21 protein-coding genes are annotated in these 20,141 nt (G+C 71.6%); 11 read left to right on the top strand and 10 right to left on the bottom strand.

The features are described from left to right. The first annotated feature begins 45 nt into the window (after window positions 1-45). Together ACZ4M3_RS16420 and ACZ4M3_RS16425 are read left to right on the top strand one after the other, a co-directional pair. Window positions 46-267: a hypothetical protein gene (locus tag ACZ4M3_RS16420; protein WP_467733045.1), complete on the top strand. Its 222-nt coding sequence runs from the start codon at window positions 46-48 to the stop codon at window positions 265-267. 108 nt (window positions 268-375) lie between these two features. Beyond that, window positions 376-897 (top strand): SixA phosphatase family protein, encoded by a 522-nt coding sequence (locus ACZ4M3_RS16425; RefSeq protein ID WP_467733047.1) that lies wholly within the window; start codon window positions 376-378, stop codon window positions 895-897. Between the two features lie 61 nt (window positions 898-958). Here ACZ4M3_RS16425 and ACZ4M3_RS16430 read toward each other — a convergent pair whose 3' ends face one another. The 5 genes from ACZ4M3_RS16430 to serB form a co-directional block, all read right to left on the bottom strand. Further along, window positions 959-1,795 (bottom strand): tryptophan 2,3-dioxygenase family protein, encoded by an 837-nt coding sequence (locus ACZ4M3_RS16430; RefSeq protein WP_467733049.1) that lies wholly within the window; start codon window positions 1,793-1,795, stop codon window positions 959-961. Then, window positions 1,788-2,735, bottom strand: coding sequence for a diiron oxygenase (locus tag ACZ4M3_RS16435; protein ID WP_467733051.1), 948 nt, complete (start codon window positions 2,733-2,735; stop codon window positions 1,788-1,790). The genes ACZ4M3_RS16430 and ACZ4M3_RS16435 overlap by 8 nt, the downstream gene beginning before the upstream one ends. Then, window positions 2,732-4,018 carry an aminotransferase class I/II-fold pyridoxal phosphate-dependent enzyme gene (locus ACZ4M3_RS16440; protein ID WP_467733053.1) on the bottom strand — a complete coding sequence of 429 codons (1,287 nt, stop codon included), beginning with the start codon at window positions 4,016-4,018 and terminating at the stop codon, window positions 2,732-2,734. The genes ACZ4M3_RS16435 and ACZ4M3_RS16440 overlap by 4 nt, the downstream gene beginning before the upstream one ends. Further along, the gene (locus tag ACZ4M3_RS16445; RefSeq protein ID WP_467733055.1) at window positions 4,018-4,824 is read right to left on the bottom strand and encodes an SDR family NAD(P)-dependent oxidoreductase; all 807 of its coding nucleotides are present in this window, start codon (window positions 4,822-4,824) and stop codon (window positions 4,018-4,020) included. The genes ACZ4M3_RS16440 and ACZ4M3_RS16445 overlap by 1 nt, the downstream gene beginning before the upstream one ends. A 207-nt stretch (window positions 4,825-5,031) precedes the next feature. After that, window positions 5,032-6,231 carry a phosphoserine phosphatase SerB gene (gene serB / locus ACZ4M3_RS16450; RefSeq protein WP_467733057.1) on the bottom strand — a complete coding sequence of 400 codons (1,200 nt, stop codon included), beginning with the start codon at window positions 6,229-6,231 and terminating at the stop codon, window positions 5,032-5,034. Window positions 6,232-6,547: 316 nt separating this feature from the next. On the opposite strand from serB, the gene ACZ4M3_RS16455 reads away from it, so the two are divergent. Further along, window positions 6,548-9,052 carry an ABC transporter ATP-binding protein/permease gene (locus ACZ4M3_RS16455; protein ID WP_467733059.1) on the top strand — a complete coding sequence of 835 codons (2,505 nt, stop codon included), beginning with the start codon at window positions 6,548-6,550 and terminating at the stop codon, window positions 9,050-9,052. A 103-nt stretch (window positions 9,053-9,155) separates the two neighbouring features. Here ACZ4M3_RS16455 and ACZ4M3_RS16460 read toward each other — a convergent pair whose 3' ends face one another. Then, on the bottom strand, window positions 9,156-9,815 hold the full coding sequence (locus tag ACZ4M3_RS16460) for a transglycosylase SLT domain-containing protein (RefSeq protein ID WP_467733061.1): 660 nt from the start codon (window positions 9,813-9,815) through the stop codon (window positions 9,156-9,158). Window positions 9,816-10,336: 521 nt separating this feature from the next. On the opposite strand from ACZ4M3_RS16460, the gene ACZ4M3_RS16465 reads away from it, so the two are divergent. The 3 genes from ACZ4M3_RS16465 (at window position 10,337) to ACZ4M3_RS16475 (ending at window position 12,512) form a co-directional block, all read left to right on the top strand. Next, window positions 10,337-11,488 carry a GAF domain-containing sensor histidine kinase gene (locus tag ACZ4M3_RS16465; protein WP_467733063.1) on the top strand — a complete coding sequence of 384 codons (1,152 nt, stop codon included), beginning with the start codon at window positions 10,337-10,339 and terminating at the stop codon, window positions 11,486-11,488. Next, complete coding sequence (locus ACZ4M3_RS16470; RefSeq protein ID WP_467733065.1) at window positions 11,481-12,128, top strand: response regulator; 648 nt, start codon at window positions 11,481-11,483, stop codon at window positions 12,126-12,128. Before ACZ4M3_RS16465 ends, ACZ4M3_RS16470 begins: the two co-directional genes overlap by 8 nt. A gap of 138 nt (window positions 12,129-12,266) precedes the next feature. Continuing rightward, complete coding sequence (locus ACZ4M3_RS16475; protein ID WP_467733067.1) at window positions 12,267-12,512, top strand: chaplin; 246 nt, start codon at window positions 12,267-12,269, stop codon at window positions 12,510-12,512. 249 nt (window positions 12,513-12,761) lie between these two features. Here ACZ4M3_RS16475 and ACZ4M3_RS16480 read toward each other — a convergent pair whose 3' ends face one another. Then, a complete protein-coding gene (locus ACZ4M3_RS16480; RefSeq protein WP_467733069.1) occupies window positions 12,762-13,544 on the bottom strand; it encodes a hypothetical protein in 783 nt (260 codons plus the stop codon). Window positions 13,545-13,678: 134 nt separating this feature from the next. Here ACZ4M3_RS16480 and ACZ4M3_RS16485 point away from each other — a divergent pair, with 134 nt between their 5' ends. From ACZ4M3_RS16485 to ACZ4M3_RS16500, 4 genes are all read left to right on the top strand, one after another. Further along, window positions 13,679-14,473, top strand: a complete 795-nt coding sequence (locus tag ACZ4M3_RS16485; protein WP_467733071.1) for an ABC transporter ATP-binding protein — start codon at window positions 13,679-13,681, stop codon at window positions 14,471-14,473. Between the two features lie 66 nt (window positions 14,474-14,539). Further along, window positions 14,540-14,971: an NfeD family protein gene (locus ACZ4M3_RS16490; protein WP_467733073.1), complete on the top strand. Its 432-nt coding sequence runs from the start codon at window positions 14,540-14,542 to the stop codon at window positions 14,969-14,971. Window positions 14,972-15,055: 84 nt separating this feature from the next. Then, window positions 15,056-16,033, top strand: a complete 978-nt coding sequence (locus tag ACZ4M3_RS16495; protein WP_467733075.1) for an SPFH domain-containing protein — start codon at window positions 15,056-15,058, stop codon at window positions 16,031-16,033. An 89-nt stretch (window positions 16,034-16,122) separates the two neighbouring features. After that, complete coding sequence (locus tag ACZ4M3_RS16500; protein WP_467733077.1) at window positions 16,123-16,893, top strand: sulfite exporter TauE/SafE family protein; 771 nt, start codon at window positions 16,123-16,125, stop codon at window positions 16,891-16,893. A 52-nt stretch (window positions 16,894-16,945) separates the two neighbouring features. Here ACZ4M3_RS16500 and ACZ4M3_RS16505 read toward each other — a convergent pair whose 3' ends face one another. From ACZ4M3_RS16505 to ACZ4M3_RS16515, 3 genes are all read right to left on the bottom strand, one after another. After that, window positions 16,946-17,449, bottom strand: a complete 504-nt coding sequence (locus ACZ4M3_RS16505) for an HNH endonuclease (RefSeq protein WP_467733079.1) — start codon at window positions 17,447-17,449, stop codon at window positions 16,946-16,948. Between the two features lie 149 nt (window positions 17,450-17,598). Next, a complete protein-coding gene (locus ACZ4M3_RS16510) occupies window positions 17,599-18,132 on the bottom strand; it encodes a YbhB/YbcL family Raf kinase inhibitor-like protein (protein ID WP_453354889.1) in 534 nt (177 codons plus the stop codon). A gap of 51 nt (window positions 18,133-18,183) precedes the next feature. Then, window positions 18,184-18,966 (bottom strand): sporulation protein, encoded by a 783-nt coding sequence (locus ACZ4M3_RS16515; protein WP_190181891.1) that lies wholly within the window; start codon window positions 18,964-18,966, stop codon window positions 18,184-18,186. Window positions 18,967-19,098: 132 nt separating this feature from the next. Here ACZ4M3_RS16515 and ACZ4M3_RS16520 point away from each other — a divergent pair, with 132 nt between their 5' ends. After that, complete coding sequence (locus ACZ4M3_RS16520) at window positions 19,099-19,740, top strand: DNA-3-methyladenine glycosylase (protein WP_467733081.1); 642 nt, start codon at window positions 19,099-19,101, stop codon at window positions 19,738-19,740. Window positions 19,741-20,141 lie beyond the last annotated feature (401 nt).

Here is a 20,141-nt window from a genome sequence, read left to right on the forward strand (position 1 = left end):
TCGACACCGCGAGCCAGTCCCACCCGCACACCCACGGAGGCGGCCATGTCGGCCCCCACGCACACGCCGTCCGGTACCCGCCGGCGCTCCCTCGGACCGGGTACGGGAGCCAACGCCCGGCTGCACTGGTGGGCGCTGGCACTGCCCGCGCTCGCCTTCTGCCTCCTGCTGCTGCTCCTGGCCGGATCCGGTGAGGCGCACGCGGCGAGCGGGGGCGGCCCCTCGCTGCTCCACGTCACCGCGCAGCTGCTGCGCGCGGTCGGCTGACCGGCGTACGCCGGGGCGTGCGGGGGGGCGCAGGCAGGCGTCGTGTCCCGGCCGCGAACCCCTCAACACCCCGCGCCCCATGGCTCGTTTCATGCGAAGCTGGGATCCATGAGCGCCGACACACCCCGCAGGATCGTCCTCCTCCGGCACGCCAAGGCCGAATGGTCGGACGGTACAGACCACGAACGCCCGCTGGCGGAACGCGGCCGGCACGACGCCCCGGCTGCCGGCCGCAAGCTCGCCCGGACGGGCATCGGCTTCGACCTGGCCCTCTGCTCGACGGCCGCCCGGACCCGCGAGACCTGGAAGCTCGCCGTCCAGGAGCTGCCGCACCGGCCGCGGACCGCGTACGAGGAGCGGCTCTACGACGCCTCGCTGGGCGAGCTCATCGCCCTGCTGAACGAGACCCCCGACGAGGTGGCCGACCTCCTGGTCATCGGCCACAACCCCGGGATGCACGCCCTCGCCGACGCCCTGTCCGGCACGGCCCAGGGGGACGCGCTCCAGCGGATGAGCCGCAGCGGCTTCCCCACCTCCGCCCTCGCCGTCGTCTCCTTCACCGGTACCTGGAAGTCCCTGGAGCACGGTGTGGGCACCCTGCTCGACTTCTGGACCCCGGCCGACCACTGACAGCCCGACGACGCCGTGCGGCCCGGCCGGCCCCTCGTGGCCGGGCCGCACGGGTCGGCCCTCAGCGCCCGGACCCCGCTCCCGGCAGCGCCGCGTCCCGCGCCTGCCACAGCTCCGGGTAGAACCGCCGGTGCACCGCCGCCCGCAGGTGGGCGACGCCGGTGCTGCCGCCCGATCCCGGGCCCGCGCCGATCTGGCGCTCGACCAGCAGCGCGTGGCAGGCCCGCCACTCGGTCCAGGCCTCGTCCAGGTCCACCAGCGCCTCGGCCAGCTCGGCCAGCTCCGCGAACTGCGCGGGATCCCCGTCCGCCGCGGGCGCCGCCAGCCGTTCGTACGCCGCCCGCCGGCCCTCCTCGTCCGCCACCGCGAAGCCCGCCTTGCCCAGGAGCGCCACGAACGCGTCCCACACCGTGGCCTGGGCCAGCCGCTCGCGCAGCCGCTCCTGCTCCGGCCCGCTCAGCCCCGCGACGGCCCGGGCCCCGTACGCGCCGTGCACCCAGTCGGCGCCGCACAGCGCGGCGATCTCGACGTACTGCGCGGACTGGGCGCCGCTGCTGCTGCCCAGCACGCCCCGGAAGGCGTGGAACTCCCGGGGCGGCATGCCGCGCAGCGGACGGATCCCCGCGATGAGCACCCGGGTGATCGCCACGCACCGCACGAGCCGGACCCGGGCCGTGCGGGCGTCCCCGTCGAGCATCCGCTCGCGGGCGTCGGCCAGTTCGGCGAGCAGCTGGCCGAACCACAGCTCCTGCACCTGGTGGACGGTGATGAACAGCCGCTCGTCGTGCACCCCGTCGGCCAGCGGAACCTGGAGCGAGAGCAGTTCGGGCAGCCGCAGGTAGCCGGCGTAGGTCACGGGCCCGGCCACCGGCGTCCCCCCGGAGATCGGATCAGACATCGGAGTCCTCCGGCGCGCGCAGTCCGTACGCCGCGAACGCCTCGGTGACGCCCGGCAGGTCGAAGGCGTCGACCTGGGCGCACAGCCGCAGCGTCGAGCGGGAGATGGTCTGGATGCGGTCCGCGCCCGCGCCGCCGCCGTAGCCGTCCTCCAGGACGGCCTCGACGCGGTCGCCGTCGAGGCCCGCCAGCCGCAGCGACACCCGGACCGGCTCCAGGTCCCAGTCGAGCGCCGCGCGGATCATGGCCGGCAGGGCCCGCGCCGCCGCGATCCGCCGGCCCGGGTCGAGCCGCGCCCACAGTTCGAGGAAGAACGCCGAGAAGAAGCGGTGGTGGCGGCCCTCGTCCTTGGCGTGGTCGCGCATCAGTTCGCGGACGGTGCTCACCACGGTCGGGTCCTGCGGCACCTCGTTGAGCACCGCCGTGATCAGCGTCTCGAACACCACCGCCTGCAACTGGCCCGCCAGGACCGGGTCGTCGGGCAGCAGCCGCCGCCCGCTGTCCTGGAGGGCGGTGACGAAGCCGCCGTAGTCGACCTCCGGGACCGGGATGCCGGTGACGGCGGCGATCTGGTCGGCCAGGTCGAGGCTGTACAGGGCGTGGTAGCCCTCGTCGCAGTACACCTTGAAGGCGTCCATCCGCAGTGCGGTGGGGAAGTGCAGTCCTGAGATGCCGTTTGCCACGGGCTCGGCCGCCCCGTTGACCACCCGGGTCTCCAGGTGGGTCGTGGAGTGCAGGAACTGGTAGAGGTGCCGTACGGAGACCTCCCGGATCCGCTCCGGGGCCAGCGCCTTCACCTCCGGATGGGACAGGTGGGGCACCAGCGCGTCGGGGAAGAAGACCCGCCCCTGCTCGGCCTCGGCGTGGAAGATCCGCCGGACCCCGCCGCGTACGCCCGCGCTCTCGTACCAGCGGTCCAGGGGTCCCGGTGCGGCGCTCATGAGCGGCCTCCGCTCGCGGCGGTCTGCGGGGCGGCGGCGGGCGCGGCGGCGGGCGCGGCGGCGAGGTGGTCGGCGATCCGCCGGACCGCCTCGGCGACCAGCGGCGCCTCGACGGTGTGGCACAGCCGGAACCAGCCCGGCTCCGGCGACCGGAACGCCCCGCCCGGCAGGATGCTGACCCTCGCGGAGTCGAACAGCTCCCGCCACAGCCGTTCCTCGGCGTCGAAGCCGGGGCCGGGCAGCCACCGGCGCAGGTCCAGCCAGACGGAGAACCCGGCCTCGGCGGCCGCGTACGGGATGCCGTGGGCCTCCAGCCGGGCGACGAGGTGCCCGTACGAGGCGGCGAGCCGCTCCCGGCCCGCTTTCAGGAAGCCGGCCGTCCACTCCCCGTCGGCCAGCAGGGCGGCCAGCGTCTCCTGGGTCGCGGTGGAGACGGGCGCGAAGTAGGCCATCGCGCGGGCGGCGGCCAGCACCTTCGGGTCGCGGGTGTGCAGGACGCCGGTCTTCAGCCCGGGCAGCCCGAAGTCCTTGGCGAAGCCCCAGACGACGTGGGTGCGCCCGGCCCAGTGCGGATTGACCGCCGGATCGGCGGCGCTGGTGAACTCGCGGTCGCCGAAGACGGCGTGCGCGTAGATCTCGTCGGAGATCAGGTCCACGTCGTGCGCGCGGACCACCCGCAGCAGCTCGGCCAGCACCTGCGGCGGATGCACCTCGCCGACGGGATTGGAGGGGGAGGACAGGGCCACGGCGCGGACCGTCGTGCCGGCCGCCCGGGCCTCGCACAGCGCCCGGTCGACGGCCTCGGCGCTCAGCCGGAAACCATCGGCGGGGGAGAGCGGCGCGGGCAGGATCCGGGCGCCGGAGCGGCCGCCGAGATCGGTGTCGAAGGCGCCGTAGTACGGGGCGGGCACCACGATCGCCTCGCCCGGATCGCACAGGACGGAGGCGATCGCGTCCAGCGCCCCGGTCGCCCCGCTGATCACCACCAGGTCCCGCGCGGCCGGGGGCGCGCCGAAGGCTTTGGACAGCAGGGCGGCGACCCGCTCGCGCAGTACCTCCGTGCCGTGCAGCGGCGCGTAGCGGGCGGTCGCCTCCCGCATGGGGGGCAGCGCGGCCAGCCGGTCTTCGAGCAGGTCCCACAGCAGGCGGTTCTCGGCGGTGCCCAGGTTGAGGTAGCCGTCCGGGCGCAGCAGGGCGTCGTACGGTTCGGCCTCGGCGCGGAAGTGCGCCTCGGCGATGGCGGGGGTGTCGGCGAGGAGCCGGGCGGCCTGGCGGGAGACCATCAGGCCCTCCCGCTGTCGAGGCCGGCGGCGGTCAGCAGCCCGGGGTTGACGCCGAGGCCCATGGAGGCGTCGATGACCGCGCCGTGCAGGGCGGCGGACTGGTCACCGGCCAGCCACCACACGAACTCCGCTATCTCCTCGGGGCGGATCATGCGGGAGCCGGGCAGCTGCGCGGTGAGCGCGGCGCGCTCCTCGGGCGTCAGCCGGTCCAGGGTGCTGGCCTGGAACATGTTGGTCTCGACCACCCCCGGGCACAGGGCGAAGACGTCGACCGGGTCGTGGGCCAGCTCGGCGGCGAGGTGGCGGGTGAGGTAGGTCAGGGCGGCCTTGCTCATCCCGTCGGCGGGGTGGAAGCCGGGGAACTGGAAGATCCCGCCGCCCACGCTGGAAATGTTGACGATCTTGCCGTAGCCGCGCTCCAGCATCCCCGGGAGCAGGCCGTCGACGAGCCACAGCGGGCCCACCGCGTTGATCTGGAAGAAGGCCGACGCCTTGGTGTGCCGGGGGCCGTCGGTGTGCTGTTCGACGGTCTTGGAGCCGACGGCCGCGTTGTTCACCAGGACGTCGACGGGGCCGGGCAGCCGGTCCAGCAGCCGCTCGTGCTCCTCCCAGTCGCCCTGGGCGAACGGGAAGGCCTCCACCTTGGCCCGTCCGGTCAGGGCCAGCTCCTGTACGAGTTCATCGGCCCGCTCCCGCCCATGACGGTAGGTGAACCAGACCGTCCAGTCTTCTTCGCGGGCGAACCTCTCCACGCAGGACCGGCCGATACCGCCCGACCCTCCTGTGATGAGTACGCTTCGAGTCATTGCGGCTCCCCCTTGAACGACACGGCCGAATACCGCTTTTCTAGCGAAGGCGGCTTGAGAACGGCTCAGTAGAAGGCCGGTCGAGGACGGCTCGGAGAGGGCTGGGAAGCGGTTGACACGCACAGGTGCCCGGCCGGAACGTCCGGCCGGGCACCTGTGGTCAGCAGACCGCTCGGTAGGGAAAGGCGTGGGGAGAAGGGCGGCCCGTCAGGCCAGATCGGCGGCTTCCACTTCCTCGCGCGTGATGCCCAGCAGGTACAGCACCGCATCCAGGAACGGTACGTTCACCGCCGTGTGCGCGGCCTCGCGGACCACCGGCTTGGCGTTGAAGGCCACGCCCAGCCCGGCCGCGTTCAGCATGTCCAGGTCATTGGCGCCGTCGCCGATGGCCACGGTCTGGGCCAGCGGCACACCCGCCTCCGCCGCGAAGCGGCGCAGCAGCCGGGCCTTGCCCGCCCGGTCCACGATCTCGCCCGTGACCCGGCCGGTCAGCTGCCCGTCCACGATCTCCAGCGTGTTCGCCGAGGCGAAGTCCAGACCCAGCCGCTCCCGCAGGTCGTCCGTGACCTGCGTGAACCCGCCCGAGACCACCCCGACCTGGTAACCCAGCATCTTCAGCGTCCGGATCAAGGTCCGGGCACCCGGGGTGAGCCGCACCTCCGAGCGCACCTTGTCCACGACGGAGGCGTCCAGCCCCGCGAGCAGTGCGACCCGGGCGTGCAGCGACTGCTCGAAGTCGAGCTCCCCGCGCATCGCCCGCTCGGTGACCTCGGCGACCTCGGCCTCACAGCCGGCGTGCGCCGCGAACAGCTCGATGACCTCGTCCTGGATCAGTGTCGAGTCCACGTCCATCACGACCAGGCGCTGCGCCCGGCGGTGCAGCCCCGCCGAGACCACGGCCACGTCGACGCCGATCTGCGCTGCGGCGGTCGCCAGCGCGGTCCGCAGCGGCTCCGTCTCCGTGCCGGACACGGCGAATTCGACGGCCGTCACCGGATACTTCGCCAGGCGGAAGATGCGGTCGATGTTGCCGCCCGTCCCGGTGATCCTGGCCGCTATGGCCGCCGTCGACTCGGCGGTCAGCGGGTGTCCCAGCACGGTCACGTGCGAGCGGCCACTGCCGCGCGGCCGGTTGTCGCCGGTGCCGGACAGGATCTCGGCCTGCATCTTGAGCGACTCGGCCCAGCTGTGGACGGTGGCCCGCAGCTCGCCCTCGGTGCCGCCGGCGGGCATGGTGACGAGGGCGCACAGGACGATGCGGCCACGGGTGACGACCTGCTCGATGTCGACCACGTCGACGGAGTAGGCGGCGAGGGTGTCGAACAGCCCGGCGGTGATCCCGGGACGGTCCTTGCCGAAGATCTTGACGAGGAGGGTGGGGACCTCGGAGGTCTGCGAAGCGCTCATGGTCCTCTCACCGTATCTTGGCCGCCCCCGCACCAGGACCCCCGTCCCACCCAGCGGTCACAACGTTCCCCGGGCGTTCCCCCGCGCGCCATCCGGGCGTGGTGGCGCAGTGTCCCGGCGCGGCCTTCCGCACGAGGGTCCTCCCGGTGGCTTTCGACCGGGTCTGCGCCCCTACGCGAACGCCCGCCAAGGCCTCGATTCCACATGTGGGCCCGGGCCTGAAATAGTTCCCCCGGATGTTCGCCATCCCTAGACTCCCTGACGTCGGACTCCCTGACGGCCAGGGGGATTCTCGGGGGACTTAAGTGGGGCTGGAGTGCCGGAACTCGTACTGGAATTGAATGGCAGGACCTGGACGCTCGATCCGTCCAGGTCGTACTCACTGGGGCGCGATCCCCAGGGAGACATGGTGATCGATGACGCCCGGGTGTCGTGGCGGCACGCCACCATCACCTGGAACGGCCGTGGTTGGGCCCTGGAGGACCACGGCAGCACCAACGGCACCTACGTGCACGGGACTCGGGTCCAGCAGACCGAACTCGTGCCCGGTACGCCGGTCCACCTCGGCAACGCCACCGACGGCCCGAGGCTGAATCCGAGCGCCGCCGTCGCGGCGGCCGCGGCGGCGCCCGCGTACCAGGGCCAGGCCCCCGCGTACGAGGCCCCGCTCCAGCAGCAGCCGCCGCAGCAGCAGGCCTGGCAGCAGCAGGTGGCGCCCCAGCAGCAGGTGCCGCAGCAGGCCCAGCCGCACTTCCCGCAGCAGCAGGCGCAGCCGCACTTCCCGCAGCAGCAGGGCGCGGCCCCCGGCTACAGCGACCGCAGCCCGACGACGTTCCACCAGATCGCCGTCGGCCGCGTCATGCGCATCGGCCGCGCCCTGGAGAACGAGCTCGTCGTCTCCGACCTCCAGGTCTCGCGCCACCACGCGGAGTTCCGCTCCACCGGCGGCCGCTTCGAGATCCACGACCTCGGCAGCCACAACGGCACCTACGTCAACGGCCAGCCGCTGCCCAAGTCCGGCACCGCGCTGCTCGGCCCCAACGACATCGTCGGCGTCGGCCACTCGACGTTCCGGATCGTCGGGGACCGGCTGGAGGAGTTCGTCGACACCGGCGAGGTCTCCTTCTCGGCCCGCCACCTCACCGTCACCGTCGACGGCGGCAAGCAGATCCTCAAGGACGTCACCTTCGGCGTCCCGGAGAAGTCGCTCATCGGCGTCATCGGCCCCTCCGGCTCCGGGAAGTCGACCCTCCTCAAGGCGCTGACCGGGTACCGGCCCGCCAACCAGGGCGACGTCCTCTACGACAACCGCAACCTGTACAAGCAGTTCGCGGAGCTCCGCCAGCGCATCGGCCTGGTCCCGCAGGACGACATCCTGCACAAGGAACTCAAGGTCAGCACCGCCCTCAAGTACGCGGCCAAGCTCCGCTTCCCCGGCGACACCGCCGAGTCCGAGCGCGCGGCCCGCATCGACGAGGTGCTGCGCGAGCTCAAGCTCGACATCCACAAGGACAAGAAGATCACCTCGCTCTCGGGCGGTCAGCGCAAGCGCGTGTCCGTCGCCCTGGAGCTGCTCACCAAGCCCTCCCTGATCTTCCTCGACGAGCCCACCTCCGGCCTCGACCCGGGCATGGACCGCGACGTCATGCAGCTCCTGCGCGGCCTCGCCGACGACGGCCGCACGGTCCTCGTCGTCACCCACTCCGTCGCCGAGCTGTCCATCTGCGACAAGCTGCTGGTCATGGCCCCCGGCGGTTCGGTCGCGTACTTCGGCCCGCCGGCCGAGGCGCTGAACTTCTTCGGCTACTCCACCTGGGCCGACGTGTTCTCCGCCTTCGAGAACTTCCGCGACTACGACTGGGCCGGCCGCTGGAAGGGCTCGCAGCACTACCAGCTGTACGCCGCCGACATCGACGCGGTGGCCCCGCAGTCGGTCGCGATGCCCTCACAGCAGCAGATGAACCCGCCCAAGCCGCAGGCCTGGGGCTCGCAGCTGTGGACGCTGATCCGCCGCTACGTGTCGGTGATCGCCTCGGACAAGGGCTTCCTGGCCCTGATGGTGCTCCTGCCCGCGGTCCTGGGTGTGGTCTCCATCGTGATCCCGGCGAAGTTCGGCCTGGCCCCGCCGACCCCGCCGAGCCGCTTCAACGGTGACGCGGGCACGATCATGCTGATCCTCTGCGTCGGCATGTGCTTCTCGGGCGCGGCGAACTCGGTGCGAGAACTGATCAAGGAACGGGTCATCTACGAACGGGAACGGGCGACGGGCCTGTCCCGGTCGGCGTACCTGATGTCGAAGGTCATCGTCCTCGGTGTCATCACGGCCATCCAGGGCGTGATCATCTGCGCCATCGGCTTCACCCCCCGCAAGCTGCCGGCCGAGGGCCTGATCATGCCCCCCGCCGTCGAGCTCTGCATCGCGGTCACCGCGCTCGGCTTCACCGCCATGATGTTCGGCCTGGTGATCTCCTCGCTGGTGAAGACCGCCGAGAAGACCATGCCGCTGCTGGTCATGTTCGCGATCATCCAGGTCGTCTTCACCGGCATCCTCTTCCAGCTGTACGACAAGATCGGCCTGGAGCAGTTCGCCTATCTGATGCCGTCGCGCTGGGCCGTCGGCGCCGCCGGCACCACGCTCAACCTGGGCAAGCTGATGGCGCCGTGGGACCCGGAGAACCCCACCAACACCGACCCCCTGTGGGACCCGAGCGCCGGCCAGTGGTTCCTGGACGTCTTCGTCCTGCTGGCCCTCGGCGTCGCCTGCGGCTTCGCGGTGGCCCGCCTGCTGCGCCGCCACGAGCCCGAGGTCATGCGCAAGTAGCACGACCCGCGCCGCAGCACGCTGCGCGAACGCCTCAGGGCGGCACCCGGATCACCGGGGGCCGCCCTGAGGCGCATGGGGGGCTGCTCAGCCGCCAGCGGGCCTAGTAGGCGCTGTTGACGTTGTCCATCGAGCCGTAGCGGTCGGCCGCGTAGTTGCAGGCGGCGACGATGTTCGCGACCGGGTCGTACAGGTCGAACTTCGTGCCCTTGACGTGGTAGGCGGCGAAGGTCGGCTGGATGACCTGGAGGAGGCCCTTGGAGGGGATGCCGTTCTGGGCGTTGATGTCCCAGTTGTTGATCGCCCGGGGGTTGCCACTGGACTCACGCATGATGTTGCGGTGGATGCCGGCGTAGGTGCCCGGGATGCCCTCGCGCTTCATGATGGAGAGGGCTTCCTTGATCCAGCCGTCCAGGTTGTTCGCGTAGACGGGGGTGCGGACCGCAGAACGGCTGGCGGCGGCCTTCTGCTCGCGCGCCTTCTTCGCGGCGGCCTCGGCGTCGGCCTTGGCCTTGGCGTTCTTGTCGGCGATGGCGAGCTGCGTGCCGAGGTGCGCCTGCACGGTCTTCGTCTGGGCGCCGTCCACGACCTTCGTCCACGCCACGGGGGCGAGGGCGACCGTCGTCCCGCCCTGCTCGGCGGCGTTGGCCGGGACGAGGGAGAAGGCGAGGGCGGCGGCGCCGAGGGCGGCGACGCCGGCGAAGGAAAGCTTGTGGGCCTTGGTCAGACGAAGACTGTGGCCGGGGGTGCTGGTCTCGGACATGCGTGAGCAACCTCTTCGAATAGCGGGGGCCGCAGGAAAGCGCCGCGGGATCCGGAGATCGCGGCGCTGTGCGACGTCGACATTCTTAGCGGCGGCAAAATGGCATGGCAAAGGTGTGACGTACGATCCCGCTTAGTGGATCACGACTGTCCGACGAGGCCGGATCCGCGGGATCGCCGCTAGGCGCAGCAGTGCTGACAGCGCCTTTACGTACGTACTACGCAGCTTCGTAAGTGACCTGCGTCCTATGCCCGGGCTCACATCGGGCACGTTTCGGTCTCACCGTGCGTTGCCGTTGCAATGCAATCGGTGAGCGGTCTCATCCCCAGGTAGCAGGCGAAGGTCCCGCCCCTCGTCCCGGAGGCCGACCCGGCCCCGCCCCCGCGGGCCGTCAGGGCCCCCGTACCCCCCTCCTCCTGACGTATGCGGCGCTCCGCACGCCCGGGGACCGCCGGACCGGTCCCTGCGGCCTACGTCCCAGGACCGATCCCGCAGGTCAGGGCCGCCGGTACGGTGAGCCCATGCACGCCAACGGACCCCGTACCGGACTGGCCGCGGTCAGCACCGCGCTGCTGGCCATGAGCCGCCGCCTGGAGGTCCACGACGTCCTGCGGACGATCGTCGTCTCCGCACGCGAGCTCCTGGACGCCGAATACGCGGCCCTGGGCGTCCCCGACGACCACGGGGGCTTCGCCCAGTTCGTCGTGGACGGCATCAGTGAGGAACAGTGGCGGACGATCGGGCCGCTGCCCCGCCAGCACGGGATCCTCGCCGCGATGCTCCACGACGAGGGCCCCGAGCGGCTCAGCGACGTACGCGAGGACCCGCGCTTCGGCGGCTGGCCCGCCGCCCACCCCGACATGTCCGACTTCCTCGGCATGCCCGTCCGGGACGGCGAGGAGACCCTCGGCGCCCTCTTCCTCACCAACAAGCGGCACCGGGCCGACCGGCCCGGCGGCCGCGGATTCACCGACGAGGACGAGGACCTGCTCTCCCTCCTCGCCCAGCACGCCGCGATCGCCCTCACCAACGCCCGCCTCTACGAACGCAGCCGCGAGCTCACCATCGCCGAGGAGCGCTCCCGGCTGGCCCACGAGCTGCACGACGCCGTCAGCCAGAAGCTCTTCTCCCTGCGCCTGACCGCCCAGGCCGCCGCCACCCTGGTGGACCGCGACCCCGCCCGGGCCAAGGGCGAACTCCAGCAGGTCGCCGCCCTCGCCGCCGAGGCCGCCGACGAGCTGCGCGCCGCCGTGACCGAGCTGCGCCCCGCCGCCCTGGACGAGGACGGACTCGTCGCGACCCTGCGCGACCACGTCCGCGTCCTCGACCGCGCCCACACCGCCCACGTCACCTTCACCTGCGACGGCATACGGGCCCTCCCCGCGACCCAGGAGGAAGCCCTCCTGCGCGTCGCCCAGGAGGCCCTCCACAACGCCCTGCGCCACTCGGACGCCGACCGCGTCGACGTCACCTTGAACCGGCACGCCACCGGCGCGCTGCTGTCCGTACGCGACGACGGCCGCGGCTTCTCGCCCGAGGCGGTCCGCACCGCCGGCCGCCACCTCGGCCTCGTCTCCATGCGGGACCGGGCCGGCGGCGTCGGGGGCCGGCTCGAAGTCCGCTCGGAGCCCGGAGCGGGCACCACGATCGAGATGGAGGTCCCCGGTGGCTGACACACCCATCCGCGTCCTGCTCGTCGACGACCACCAGGTGGTCCGGCGCGGCCTGCGCACCTTCCTGGAGGTCCAGGAGGACATCGAGGTGGTCGGCGAGGCCGCGGACGGCGAGGAGGGCATCGCCCGCGCCGAGGAACTGCGCCCCGACGTGATCCTGATGGACGTCAAGATGCCGGGCACCGATGGCATCGAGGCCCTGCGGCGGCTGCGCGACCTGGCGAACCCGGCGCGGGTCCTGGTCGTCACCAGCTTCACGGAACAGCGGACGGTGGTCCCCGCCCTGCGGGCCGGGGCCGCGGGGTACGTCTACAAGGACATCGACCCCGACGCGCTGGCCGGAGCCATCCGTTCCGTCCACGCGGGCCACGTCCTGCTCCAGCCGGAGGTCGCGGGGGCGCTGCTCGCCCAGGAGGACCAGCCCTCGTCGTCACCGCGCGCGGGCGCGCTGACCGAGCGGGAACGGGAGGTCCTCTCCCTCATCGCGGACGGCCGGGCGAACCGGGAGATCGCCCGCGCGCTGGTCCTGTCGGAGAAGACCGTCAAGACGCACGTCTCGAACATCCTGATGAAACTGGACCTCTCCGACCGCACCCAGGCCGCCCTGTGGGCGGTCAGGCACGGGATCGTCGACGCCTGAGGCCGGTTCCACTCGCGGTGTGAGATTCATACGGTCGGGTGTATGTCGCCCACATGGCGTATCCCGGCGGCGGTGCGGGCGTTCTCCATACATGCCGCGGCGGCTGGCCGCGGTGGACGTACTGGAGGAAAGAAGAACGTGAAGAACTTCAAGAAGGCCACTGCCGTCACCATGATCGCGGGCGGCCTCCTCGCCGCCGGCGCCGGTGTCTCCTCGGCGCACGGCGGTGCTGCGGCGATGGGCGAGGCCCAGAACTCGCCGGGCGTGGCCTCGGGGAACCTGGTCCAGGCCCCGGTGAACGTCCCCGTCAACGTGGTCGGCAACTCGGTCAACGTGATCGGCCTGCTGAACCCCGCCTTCGGCAACACGGGCCTCAACGCCTGACCCCTCCGCCCCACCGGCCCCGCTTCCCCTTCTCCCCGGAAGCGGGGCCGTCCCGTCACAAACACAGCCCCGTCGGCGTTTGAGGCTCGGGGCCCGGGGCGGAGCCCCGGAAAGCCCGGCGCAGCCGGGGCCGCGCAGTGCAACGGCGCCGCACCGGGCTTCCGCCCCACCCCCGGAGGGACCGGCAGCCGGGGCCGCGCAGCGCAACGGCGCCGCATCGGGCTTCCGCCCCACCCCCGGAGGGGCCGGTCAGCCCCGCTCCCGCTCCTCCACCGCCGCGTTGTACGCCGCGACCAGCGCCCGCCGCGCCACCCGCTCCACGGGCCGCAAGGCCTCCGCCCGCGCCGCCATCTCCGAGGCGGCCACCGCACCCCCGTGCCCGTTCTCGTACGCCAGCGACACCATCAGGTCCACCCGCTGCGCCAGCGCCAGCACCCGCACCGCCCGCGCCGGATACCCCGGCGCCAGCACCTCCCCGCCGGCCTCCGCCCGCGCCCGGTACGCCGACAGCGCCGCCTCCGCCACCGGCCCCGACCCCGCCACGTCCAGCCGGGTCAGCACCACCGTCGCCTCGCGCAGCGCCTCCGCCAGCTCCCGCTCCGCCTCGCCGAGGGACGGCACGTCCGCCGGCGGGGCCTCCCGTACGGGCAGGCAGTGCCAGACCACCTCCACGTGCAGGTCCCCGGCCGGCCCCGCCTCCGTCACCTCCGGCACCAGACCCAGCGCCGCCCCCACCGCGACCACCGCCTCCCCGGACTCCAGCGCCCGGGCGTTGAACTCCGGCGGCCCGCTGAGCCCCAACGGATGCCCCGGCGCCGGCAGCGCCACCCGCAGCCCGGTCACCCCCAGTGCCCGCATCCGGCCCAGCGCCAGCGTGAGCCCCACCGGCCCGGACTCCCCGGGCAGCTCCGCCACCCGGTGCACGGCGTCCTCACCCACGATCGACAGCACGGCCTCGTCGGGCGAGACCAGACCGGCCAGCAGCGCGTTCCCCCAGGCGGCCAGCCGCCCTGAACGTGGTTCGAAAAGCATCCCCCCACTTTACGGATCGGGCCGGGGGACCGGCCTGGCGCCCGGACCCCTCCGCCAGTGGCGTAGGTTTTCCCCTGGGGCTGCGCCTACCGGTGCACAGACGAACCGAGACTGCAAGGGGAGACAACACGCTCATGAGCGATGTTCTGGAGCTGGTGGACGTATCCGTGGTCCGCGAGGGCCGGGCGCTGGTGGACCAGGTCTCCTGGTCGGTGAAGGAGGGGGAGCGCTGGGTGATCCTCGGCCCCAACGGCGCCGGGAAGACCACCCTGCTCAATGTCGCCTCCAGCTACCTCTTCCCCACCAGCGGCGAGGCCGCCATCCTCGGCAGCACCCTGGGCAAGGTCAACGTCTTCGACCTGCGCCCCCGCATCGGAGTCGCCGGCATCGCGATGGCCGACAAGCTCCCCAAGCGGCAGACCGTCCTGGAGACCGTCCTCACCGCCGCCTACGGCATGACGGCGACCTGGCAGGAGGAGTACGAGGACATCGACGAGCAGCGCGCCCGCGCGTTCCTCGACCGCCTCGGCATGACGGACTACCTCGACCGGAAGTTCGGCACCCTCTCCGAAGGCGAACGCAAGCGCACCCTGATCGCCCGCGCCCTGATGACCGACCCCGAGCTGCTGCTCCTCGACGAGCCCGCCGCCGGGCTCGACCTCGGCGGCCGCGAAGACCTCGTACGGCGCCTCGGCCGCCTCGCCCGCGACCCGCTCGCCCCCTCCATGGTCATGGTCACGCACCACGTCGAGGAGATCGCCCCCGGCTTCACGCACGTCCTGATGATCCGCCAGGGCAAGGTCGTCACCGCCGGTCCCATCGACCTGGAGCTCACCTCCCGCAACCTCTCGCTGTGCTTCGGCCTCCCGCTCGTCGTGGAGCGCAACGACAGCGACCGCTGGACCGCCCAGGGCCTGCCGCTCCGCTAGAACGGGTCGGTCCGCGGCCAGCACGCGCCCTGTCCCGACCGCGGCCGCCGGAACTACCATGACCATGTGACCAACATCGACGCATGGGTGTGGTGGCTCGTCGGCGCGGTCGGACTGGGCATCCCCCTCGTCCTCACCGCAATGCCCGAGTTCGGCATGTTCGCCGTCGGCGCCGCCCTCGCCGCCGTGACGGCCGCGCTCGGCGGGGGAGCGGTGGCCCAAGTCCTGGTGTTCGTGATCGTGTCGGTCGCGCTCATCGCCGTCGTCCGCCCCCTCGCCAACCGCCACCGCGACCAACGGCCCCAACACCGCAGCGGCATCGACGCGTTGAAGGGCCGCAGCGCCGTCGTCCTCGAACGCGTCGACGCCGGCGGCGGCCGGATCAAGCTCGCCGGCGAGATCTGGTCCGCGCGCACCCTCGATTCGGACACCAGTTTCGAACCGGGCGAGTCCGTCGACGTGGTGGAGATCGACGGAGCGACCGCGGTCGTCATGTGAGAACCACCCGACTCGCGGGCCCAGGGTCTGCGAGACTCCGATCAACGGGGCAGCACAGACAGCCGGAAGGGCACGGGGAACCGCATGCAACCGATCATCATCGTCCTGATCATTCTGGTGGTTCTGGTCTTCATCGCACTGGTCAAGACGATCCAGGTGATCCCGCAGGCCAGCGCCGCCATCGTCGAGCGGTTCGGCCGCTACACCCGCACCCTCAACGCGGGCCTGAACATCGTCGTCCCGTTCATCGACTCGATCCGCAACCGGATCGACCTCCGCGAACAGGTCGTCCCCTTCCCGCCGCAGCCCGTCATCACCCAGGACAACCTGGTCGTCAACATCGACACCGTCATCTACTACCAGGTGACCGACGCCCGGGCCGCGACGTACGAAGTCGCCAGCTACATCCAGGCCATCGAGCAGCTCACCGTCACCACCCTGCGCAACATCATCGGCGGCATGGACCTGGAGCGGACCCTCACCTCCCGCGAGGAGATCAACGCCGCCCTGCGCGGCGTGCTCGACGAGGCCACCGGCAAGTGGGGCATCCGCGTCAACCGCGTCGAACTCAAGGCGATCGAGCCGCCGACCTCCATCCAGGACTCGATGGAGAAGCAGATGCGCGCCGACCGCGACAAGCGCGCCGCGATCCTCCAGGCCGAAGGTGTCCGGCAGTCCGAGATCCTGCGCGCCGAAGGTGAGAAGCAGTCCTCCATCCTGCGCGCGGAAGGTGACGCCAAGGCGGCCGCCCTGCGCGCCGAGGGCGAGGCCCAGGCCATCCGTACGGTCTTCGAGTCGATCCACGCCGGCGACGCCGACCAGAAGCTGCTCGCCTACCAGTACCTCCAGATGCTCCCGAAGATCGCCGAAGGCGACGCCAACAAGCTCTGGATCGTGCCCAGCGAGATCGGCGACGCCCTCAAGGGCCTCTCCGGGGCCATGGGCAACTTCGGCCCCATGGGCGGCGGTTCCGGCTTCAACCCGGCGGGCAACGGCAAGGACGGCGTGGGCGCGGCCGACAAGGCCGCCGCGGACCGGCGCGAACAGCCCCCCATCGACTGACCGCCCGCCACCTCCTGCATGATCAGTGAGGCCCCCCGACCTTCACGGCGGGGAGGCGACTCACTCATGCGAAGGGGATGGCAACGTCCATGTCCATCTGGGAATCACTCGCGGTCTTCGCCGCAGGTGTCGGAGCCGGCACCATCAACACCATCGTCGGCTCCGGCACCCTCATCACCTTCCCCGTCCTGCTCGCCACAGGACTCCCGCCGGTCACCGCCAACGTGTCCAACACCCTCGGACTGGTGCCCGGCTCGATCAGCGGCGCCATCGGCTACCGCAAGGAACTCGCGGGCCAGCGCGGCCGCATCCTGCGGCTCGGCGCCGTCTCCCTCGTCGGCGGACTCGGCGGCGCGATCCTGCTCCTCACCCTGCCGTCGGACTCCTTCGACACGATCGTGCCCGTCCTGATCGGACTGGCCCTCGTCCTCGTCGTCCTCCAGCCCCGCCTCGCCGCCGCGCTGCGCGCCCGCCAGGAAGCCGCGGGCGGCGATACCGGGCACCCCGACGGCGGCCCCGTCCTGCTGACCGGGATGCTGCTCTCCAGCGCGTACGGCGGCTACTTCGGCGCCGCCCAAGGCGTGCTCTACCTCGGCCTGATGGGGCTGCTGCTCCACGACGACCTGCAACGGATCAACGCCGTCAAGAACGTCCTCGCCGCCCTCGTCAACGGCATCGCGGCCGTCTTCTTCCTCTTCGTCGCCGACTTCGACTGGACTGCCGTGGCCCTCATCGCCGTCGGCTCCACCCTCGGCGGCCAGATCGGCGCGAAGGTCGGCCGCCGACTGCCCCCGACCGTGCTCCGCGCCGTCATCGTGGCAGTCGGCATCATCGCCATCGTGCAACTGCTGCTCCGCTGAACTGCGTAGGCGATCTACGCAGCCCAGCGCACCCCCGTACGTCGACGGGAGGCTAGGCGGTACGCGCCAGCCACTCCGGCAGCACCTCGCGGCCGCCCGAACCCATGGCGAGCAGCATCGCGTCCGCCGGCGACGGCACGAACGGCTTGCGGAGCAGCGGCATCCCCGCCTCCTCCGGAGTACGGGCCGCCTTGCGGTGGTTGTCCTCCGCACAGGAAGCCACCGTGTTCAGCCAGGTGTCCCCGCCCCCCTGGGCCCGCGGCAGCACGTGGTCCACCGTCGTCGCCCGCTTCCCGCAGTACGCGCACCGGTGCTGGTCGCGGGCCAGCACCCCCCGCCGCGACCAGGGAGCATGTCTTCGGAAGGGCACCCGGACGTACCGGCAGAGCCTGATCACCCGCGGCAGCGGGAGTTCCATGGCCGCCGCCCGGACCCGCAGCTCGGGATGCGACTGTTCGACCACGGCCTTGTCCTGGAGCACCAGCACCACAGCCCGGTTCAACGTCACCGTCGACAGCGGCTCGAAGCTCGCATTCAGCACCAGCGTGTCCCGCATCTCGCCCACCTCCCGTGTGCAGGCCCGCGACCTCCCTGGCGGCAAGGCCCGGAACCACTCTGGCCGCGCGCGCCACGCGGGACAACGCAATAAAAATGCCCGGTCCTGGCCGTCTTTAGACCAGGACCGGGCAAACGCTCGGGAAACGATCAGCTCGCCGGAGCCCCGTACTCACCGATCAGCTGCGCACGGCCCAGCGTGTGGAACCTCAGGTTGAACCCGACGACCGCCGGCGAGACGTCCGGCCCGGGCCCGAGCTTCTCCTGGTCCACCGCGTACACGGTGAACACGTACCGGTGCCGCTCCCCGGGCGGCGGGGCGGCCCCGCCGAAGTCCTTCGTCCCGTAGTCATTGCGCACGTGCACCGCTCCGGCCGGCAGCCCCTCGAACTTCCCGCCGCCCGCCCCGGCCGGCAACTCGGTCACCGAGGCCGGGATGTCGAAGAGCACCCAGTGCCAGAACCCGCTGCCCGTCGGGGCGTCCGGGTCGAAGCACGTCACGGCGAAGCTCTTCGTCCCCTCCGGGAACCCCTCCCACCGCAGGTGCGGCGAGCGGTTCCCGGCCGACTGGACCTGCGCCTCCCCCAGCTCCGCGCCCGGAGCCAGGTCGTCACTCACCACGGAGAAGGCGTGCACCTCCGGATGGAAGTCGTGCGGAAGGGGCGCCCTGCTCTGCTCGGCCACTGCTGAACCTCCTGATCACCTAACCAGTACTTCACCGAGCGTAGACATCCATCAGAACCAGTTGCGTTGCGAACCCACGGAGGCGATCCACTGGTTCAGATACGCCGCCCAGTCGGTCCCCTCGTACGACTGCAGACCGACCTGGAAGCAGCGGTAGGTGTCGCTGCCCTCGGAGAAGAGGCCGGGCTTCTTGTCCATCTCCAGGACGACGTCCATCTCGCGTCCGTCCGAGACGAACGTCAGCTCCACCTGGTTCAGCCCCCGGTACTGCGACGGCGGCAGGAACTCGATCTCCTGGTAGAACGGCAGCGTCTGCCGCGTCCCCCGGATGTGCCCGCGCTCCATGTCCGCCGAGCGGAACGAGAACCCGAGCCGGCGGAACGCGTCCAGGATCGCCTGCTGAGCCGGAACCGGGTGCACGTTGATCGGGTCCAGGTCACCGGCGTCCACCGCCCGCGCGATCTCCAGCTCCGTGCTCACCCCGATGTTCATCCCCCGCAGGTGCTGACCCTCGAAGTGGGTGATCGGCGTCTCCCACGGGATCTCCAGCCCGAACGGCACCACGTGCAGCGCACCCGGCTGGACCTGGAACGCACCGCCCAGCCGCTGCTTCGCGAAGACGATGTCCTGCTTGTGCTCCTGGTCGCCGCCCTCCACCTCCACCCGCGCCTGGAGCCCGACCGACAGCCCCTCGATCTGCTGCTCGACCGAACCGCCCTGGATCCGGACCTCGCCCTGGACGATCCCGCCCGGGACGACGTTCGGCTCGGTGATGACGGTGTCCACCGAGGCACCACCGGCACCCAGCGCCGCGAACAGCTTCCTGAACCCCATGCTCTGACTCCCCTTTGAAGCTCTGTGATGTGAAGGCTCTGGCGATGACCCCGACCCTCGGGTGATCACCCCTACAAACGCGGAACCCTAGGCCCCGGTTGCCCGCGCGCGACCTCCAGTACGCTCGACCGGATGAGCGCGCGACCCGACCGTACGCCCCTGCCCCGGTCCTTCTTCGACCGCCCGGTCCTCACCGTGGCCCCCGACCTGCTCGGCCGCACCCTGGTCCGGCGCACGGCCGACGGCCCCCTCGAACTACGCATCACGGAAGTGGAGGCGTACGAGGGCGAGGCCGACCCGGGCTCCCACGCCTACCGCGGCCGCACCCAGCGCAACGCGTCGATGTTCGGGCCGCCCGGACACGCGTACGTCTACTTCATCTACGGCATGTGGTTCAGCCTCAACCTGGTGTGCGGCCCGCGCGACCACGCGAGCGGTGTCCTCATCCGCGCCGGCGAGATCACCCTGGGCGCCGACCTGGCCCGCAAACGTCGGCTTTCCGCCAGAAACGACCGAGAACTCGCCAAAGGCCCGGCCCGCCTGGCCACGGCCCTCGACATCGACCGCTCCCTGGACGGCACCGACCTCTGCGACGGCCCCGACTCCCCACTGTCCCTGCTCACTGGCGCACCCACCCCGCCCGACCTGGTGAGCAGCGGACCCCGCACGGGAGTGGGCGGCGCCGGCGCGGACCATCCGTACCGCTTCTGGATCACCCACGACCCCACGGTCAGCCCCTACCGCGCCCACGCGCCACGCCGCCGCCGAACTTGACTCGGCCCCGGCGGACGCCTAACGTAGCCCGAGCCGCTTGAACGGGTCCTGCGTTCGCAGACTCCCGGAGCGGCGAAATCCACTACCTACGACTTACCCCTGGCGGGGACGATTTCGGCATGCCCGAATTCGAATCCGACGGCCCGATTATGAGCCCCGGGGGAAAAGCGCTAACGTGGTGGAGCGCCGAAAGGCACAGGCCCCCAACGGCCACCGAATTCAAATCCCGCCGACTGCGACTTCCGAGAAGCAGGGCGCGGAAATGATCTGGTAGGGTTGGAAACGAAGGAAGCGCCCGGAGGAAAACCCGCGAGGGTGAGTACAAAGGAAGCGTCCGTTCCTTGAGAACTCAACAGCGTGCCAAAAATCAACGCCAGAAGTTGATACCCCGTCCACTCCGG

Source organism: Streptomyces sp. NPDC026522 (assembly GCF_055567555.1).

Coding starts and splice junctions, on each gene's coding strand:
- ACZ4M3_RS16445 (WP_467733055.1), bottom strand. CDS start 4,824: ATGACTCGAAGCGTACTCATCACAGGAGGGTCGGGCGGTATCGGCCGG.
- ACZ4M3_RS16420 (WP_467733045.1), top strand. CDS start 46: ATGTCGGCCCCCACGCACACGCCGTCCGGTACCCGCCGGCGCTCCCTC.
- ACZ4M3_RS16465 (WP_467733063.1), top strand. CDS start 10,337: ATGCACGCCAACGGACCCCGTACCGGACTGGCCGCGGTCAGCACCGCG.
- ACZ4M3_RS16460 (WP_467733061.1), bottom strand. CDS start 9,815: ATGTCCGAGACCAGCACCCCCGGCCACAGTCTTCGTCTGACCAAGGCC.
- ACZ4M3_RS16500 (WP_467733077.1), top strand. CDS start 16,123: ATGTCCATCTGGGAATCACTCGCGGTCTTCGCCGCAGGTGTCGGAGCC.
- ACZ4M3_RS16480 (WP_467733069.1), bottom strand. CDS start 13,544: ATGCTTTTCGAACCACGTTCAGGGCGGCTGGCCGCCTGGGGGAACGCG.
- ACZ4M3_RS16485 (WP_467733071.1), top strand. CDS start 13,679: ATGAGCGATGTTCTGGAGCTGGTGGACGTATCCGTGGTCCGCGAGGGC.
- ACZ4M3_RS16495 (WP_467733075.1), top strand. CDS start 15,056: ATGCAACCGATCATCATCGTCCTGATCATTCTGGTGGTTCTGGTCTTC.
- ACZ4M3_RS16430 (WP_467733049.1), bottom strand. CDS start 1,795: ATGTCTGATCCGATCTCCGGGGGGACGCCGGTGGCCGGGCCCGTGACC.
- serB (WP_467733057.1), bottom strand. CDS start 6,231: ATGAGCGCTTCGCAGACCTCCGAGGTCCCCACCCTCCTCGTCAAGATC.
- ACZ4M3_RS16515 (WP_190181891.1), bottom strand. CDS start 18,966: ATGGGGTTCAGGAAGCTGTTCGCGGCGCTGGGTGCCGGTGGTGCCTCG.
- ACZ4M3_RS16425 (WP_467733047.1), top strand. CDS start 376: ATGAGCGCCGACACACCCCGCAGGATCGTCCTCCTCCGGCACGCCAAG.
- ACZ4M3_RS16505 (WP_467733079.1), bottom strand. CDS start 17,449: ATGCGGGACACGCTGGTGCTGAATGCGAGCTTCGAGCCGCTGTCGACG.
- ACZ4M3_RS16435 (WP_467733051.1), bottom strand. CDS start 2,735: ATGAGCGCCGCACCGGGACCCCTGGACCGCTGGTACGAGAGCGCGGGC.
- ACZ4M3_RS16520 (WP_467733081.1), top strand. CDS start 19,099: ATGAGCGCGCGACCCGACCGTACGCCCCTGCCCCGGTCCTTCTTCGAC.
- ACZ4M3_RS16440 (WP_467733053.1), bottom strand. CDS start 4,018: ATGGTCTCCCGCCAGGCCGCCCGGCTCCTCGCCGACACCCCCGCCATC.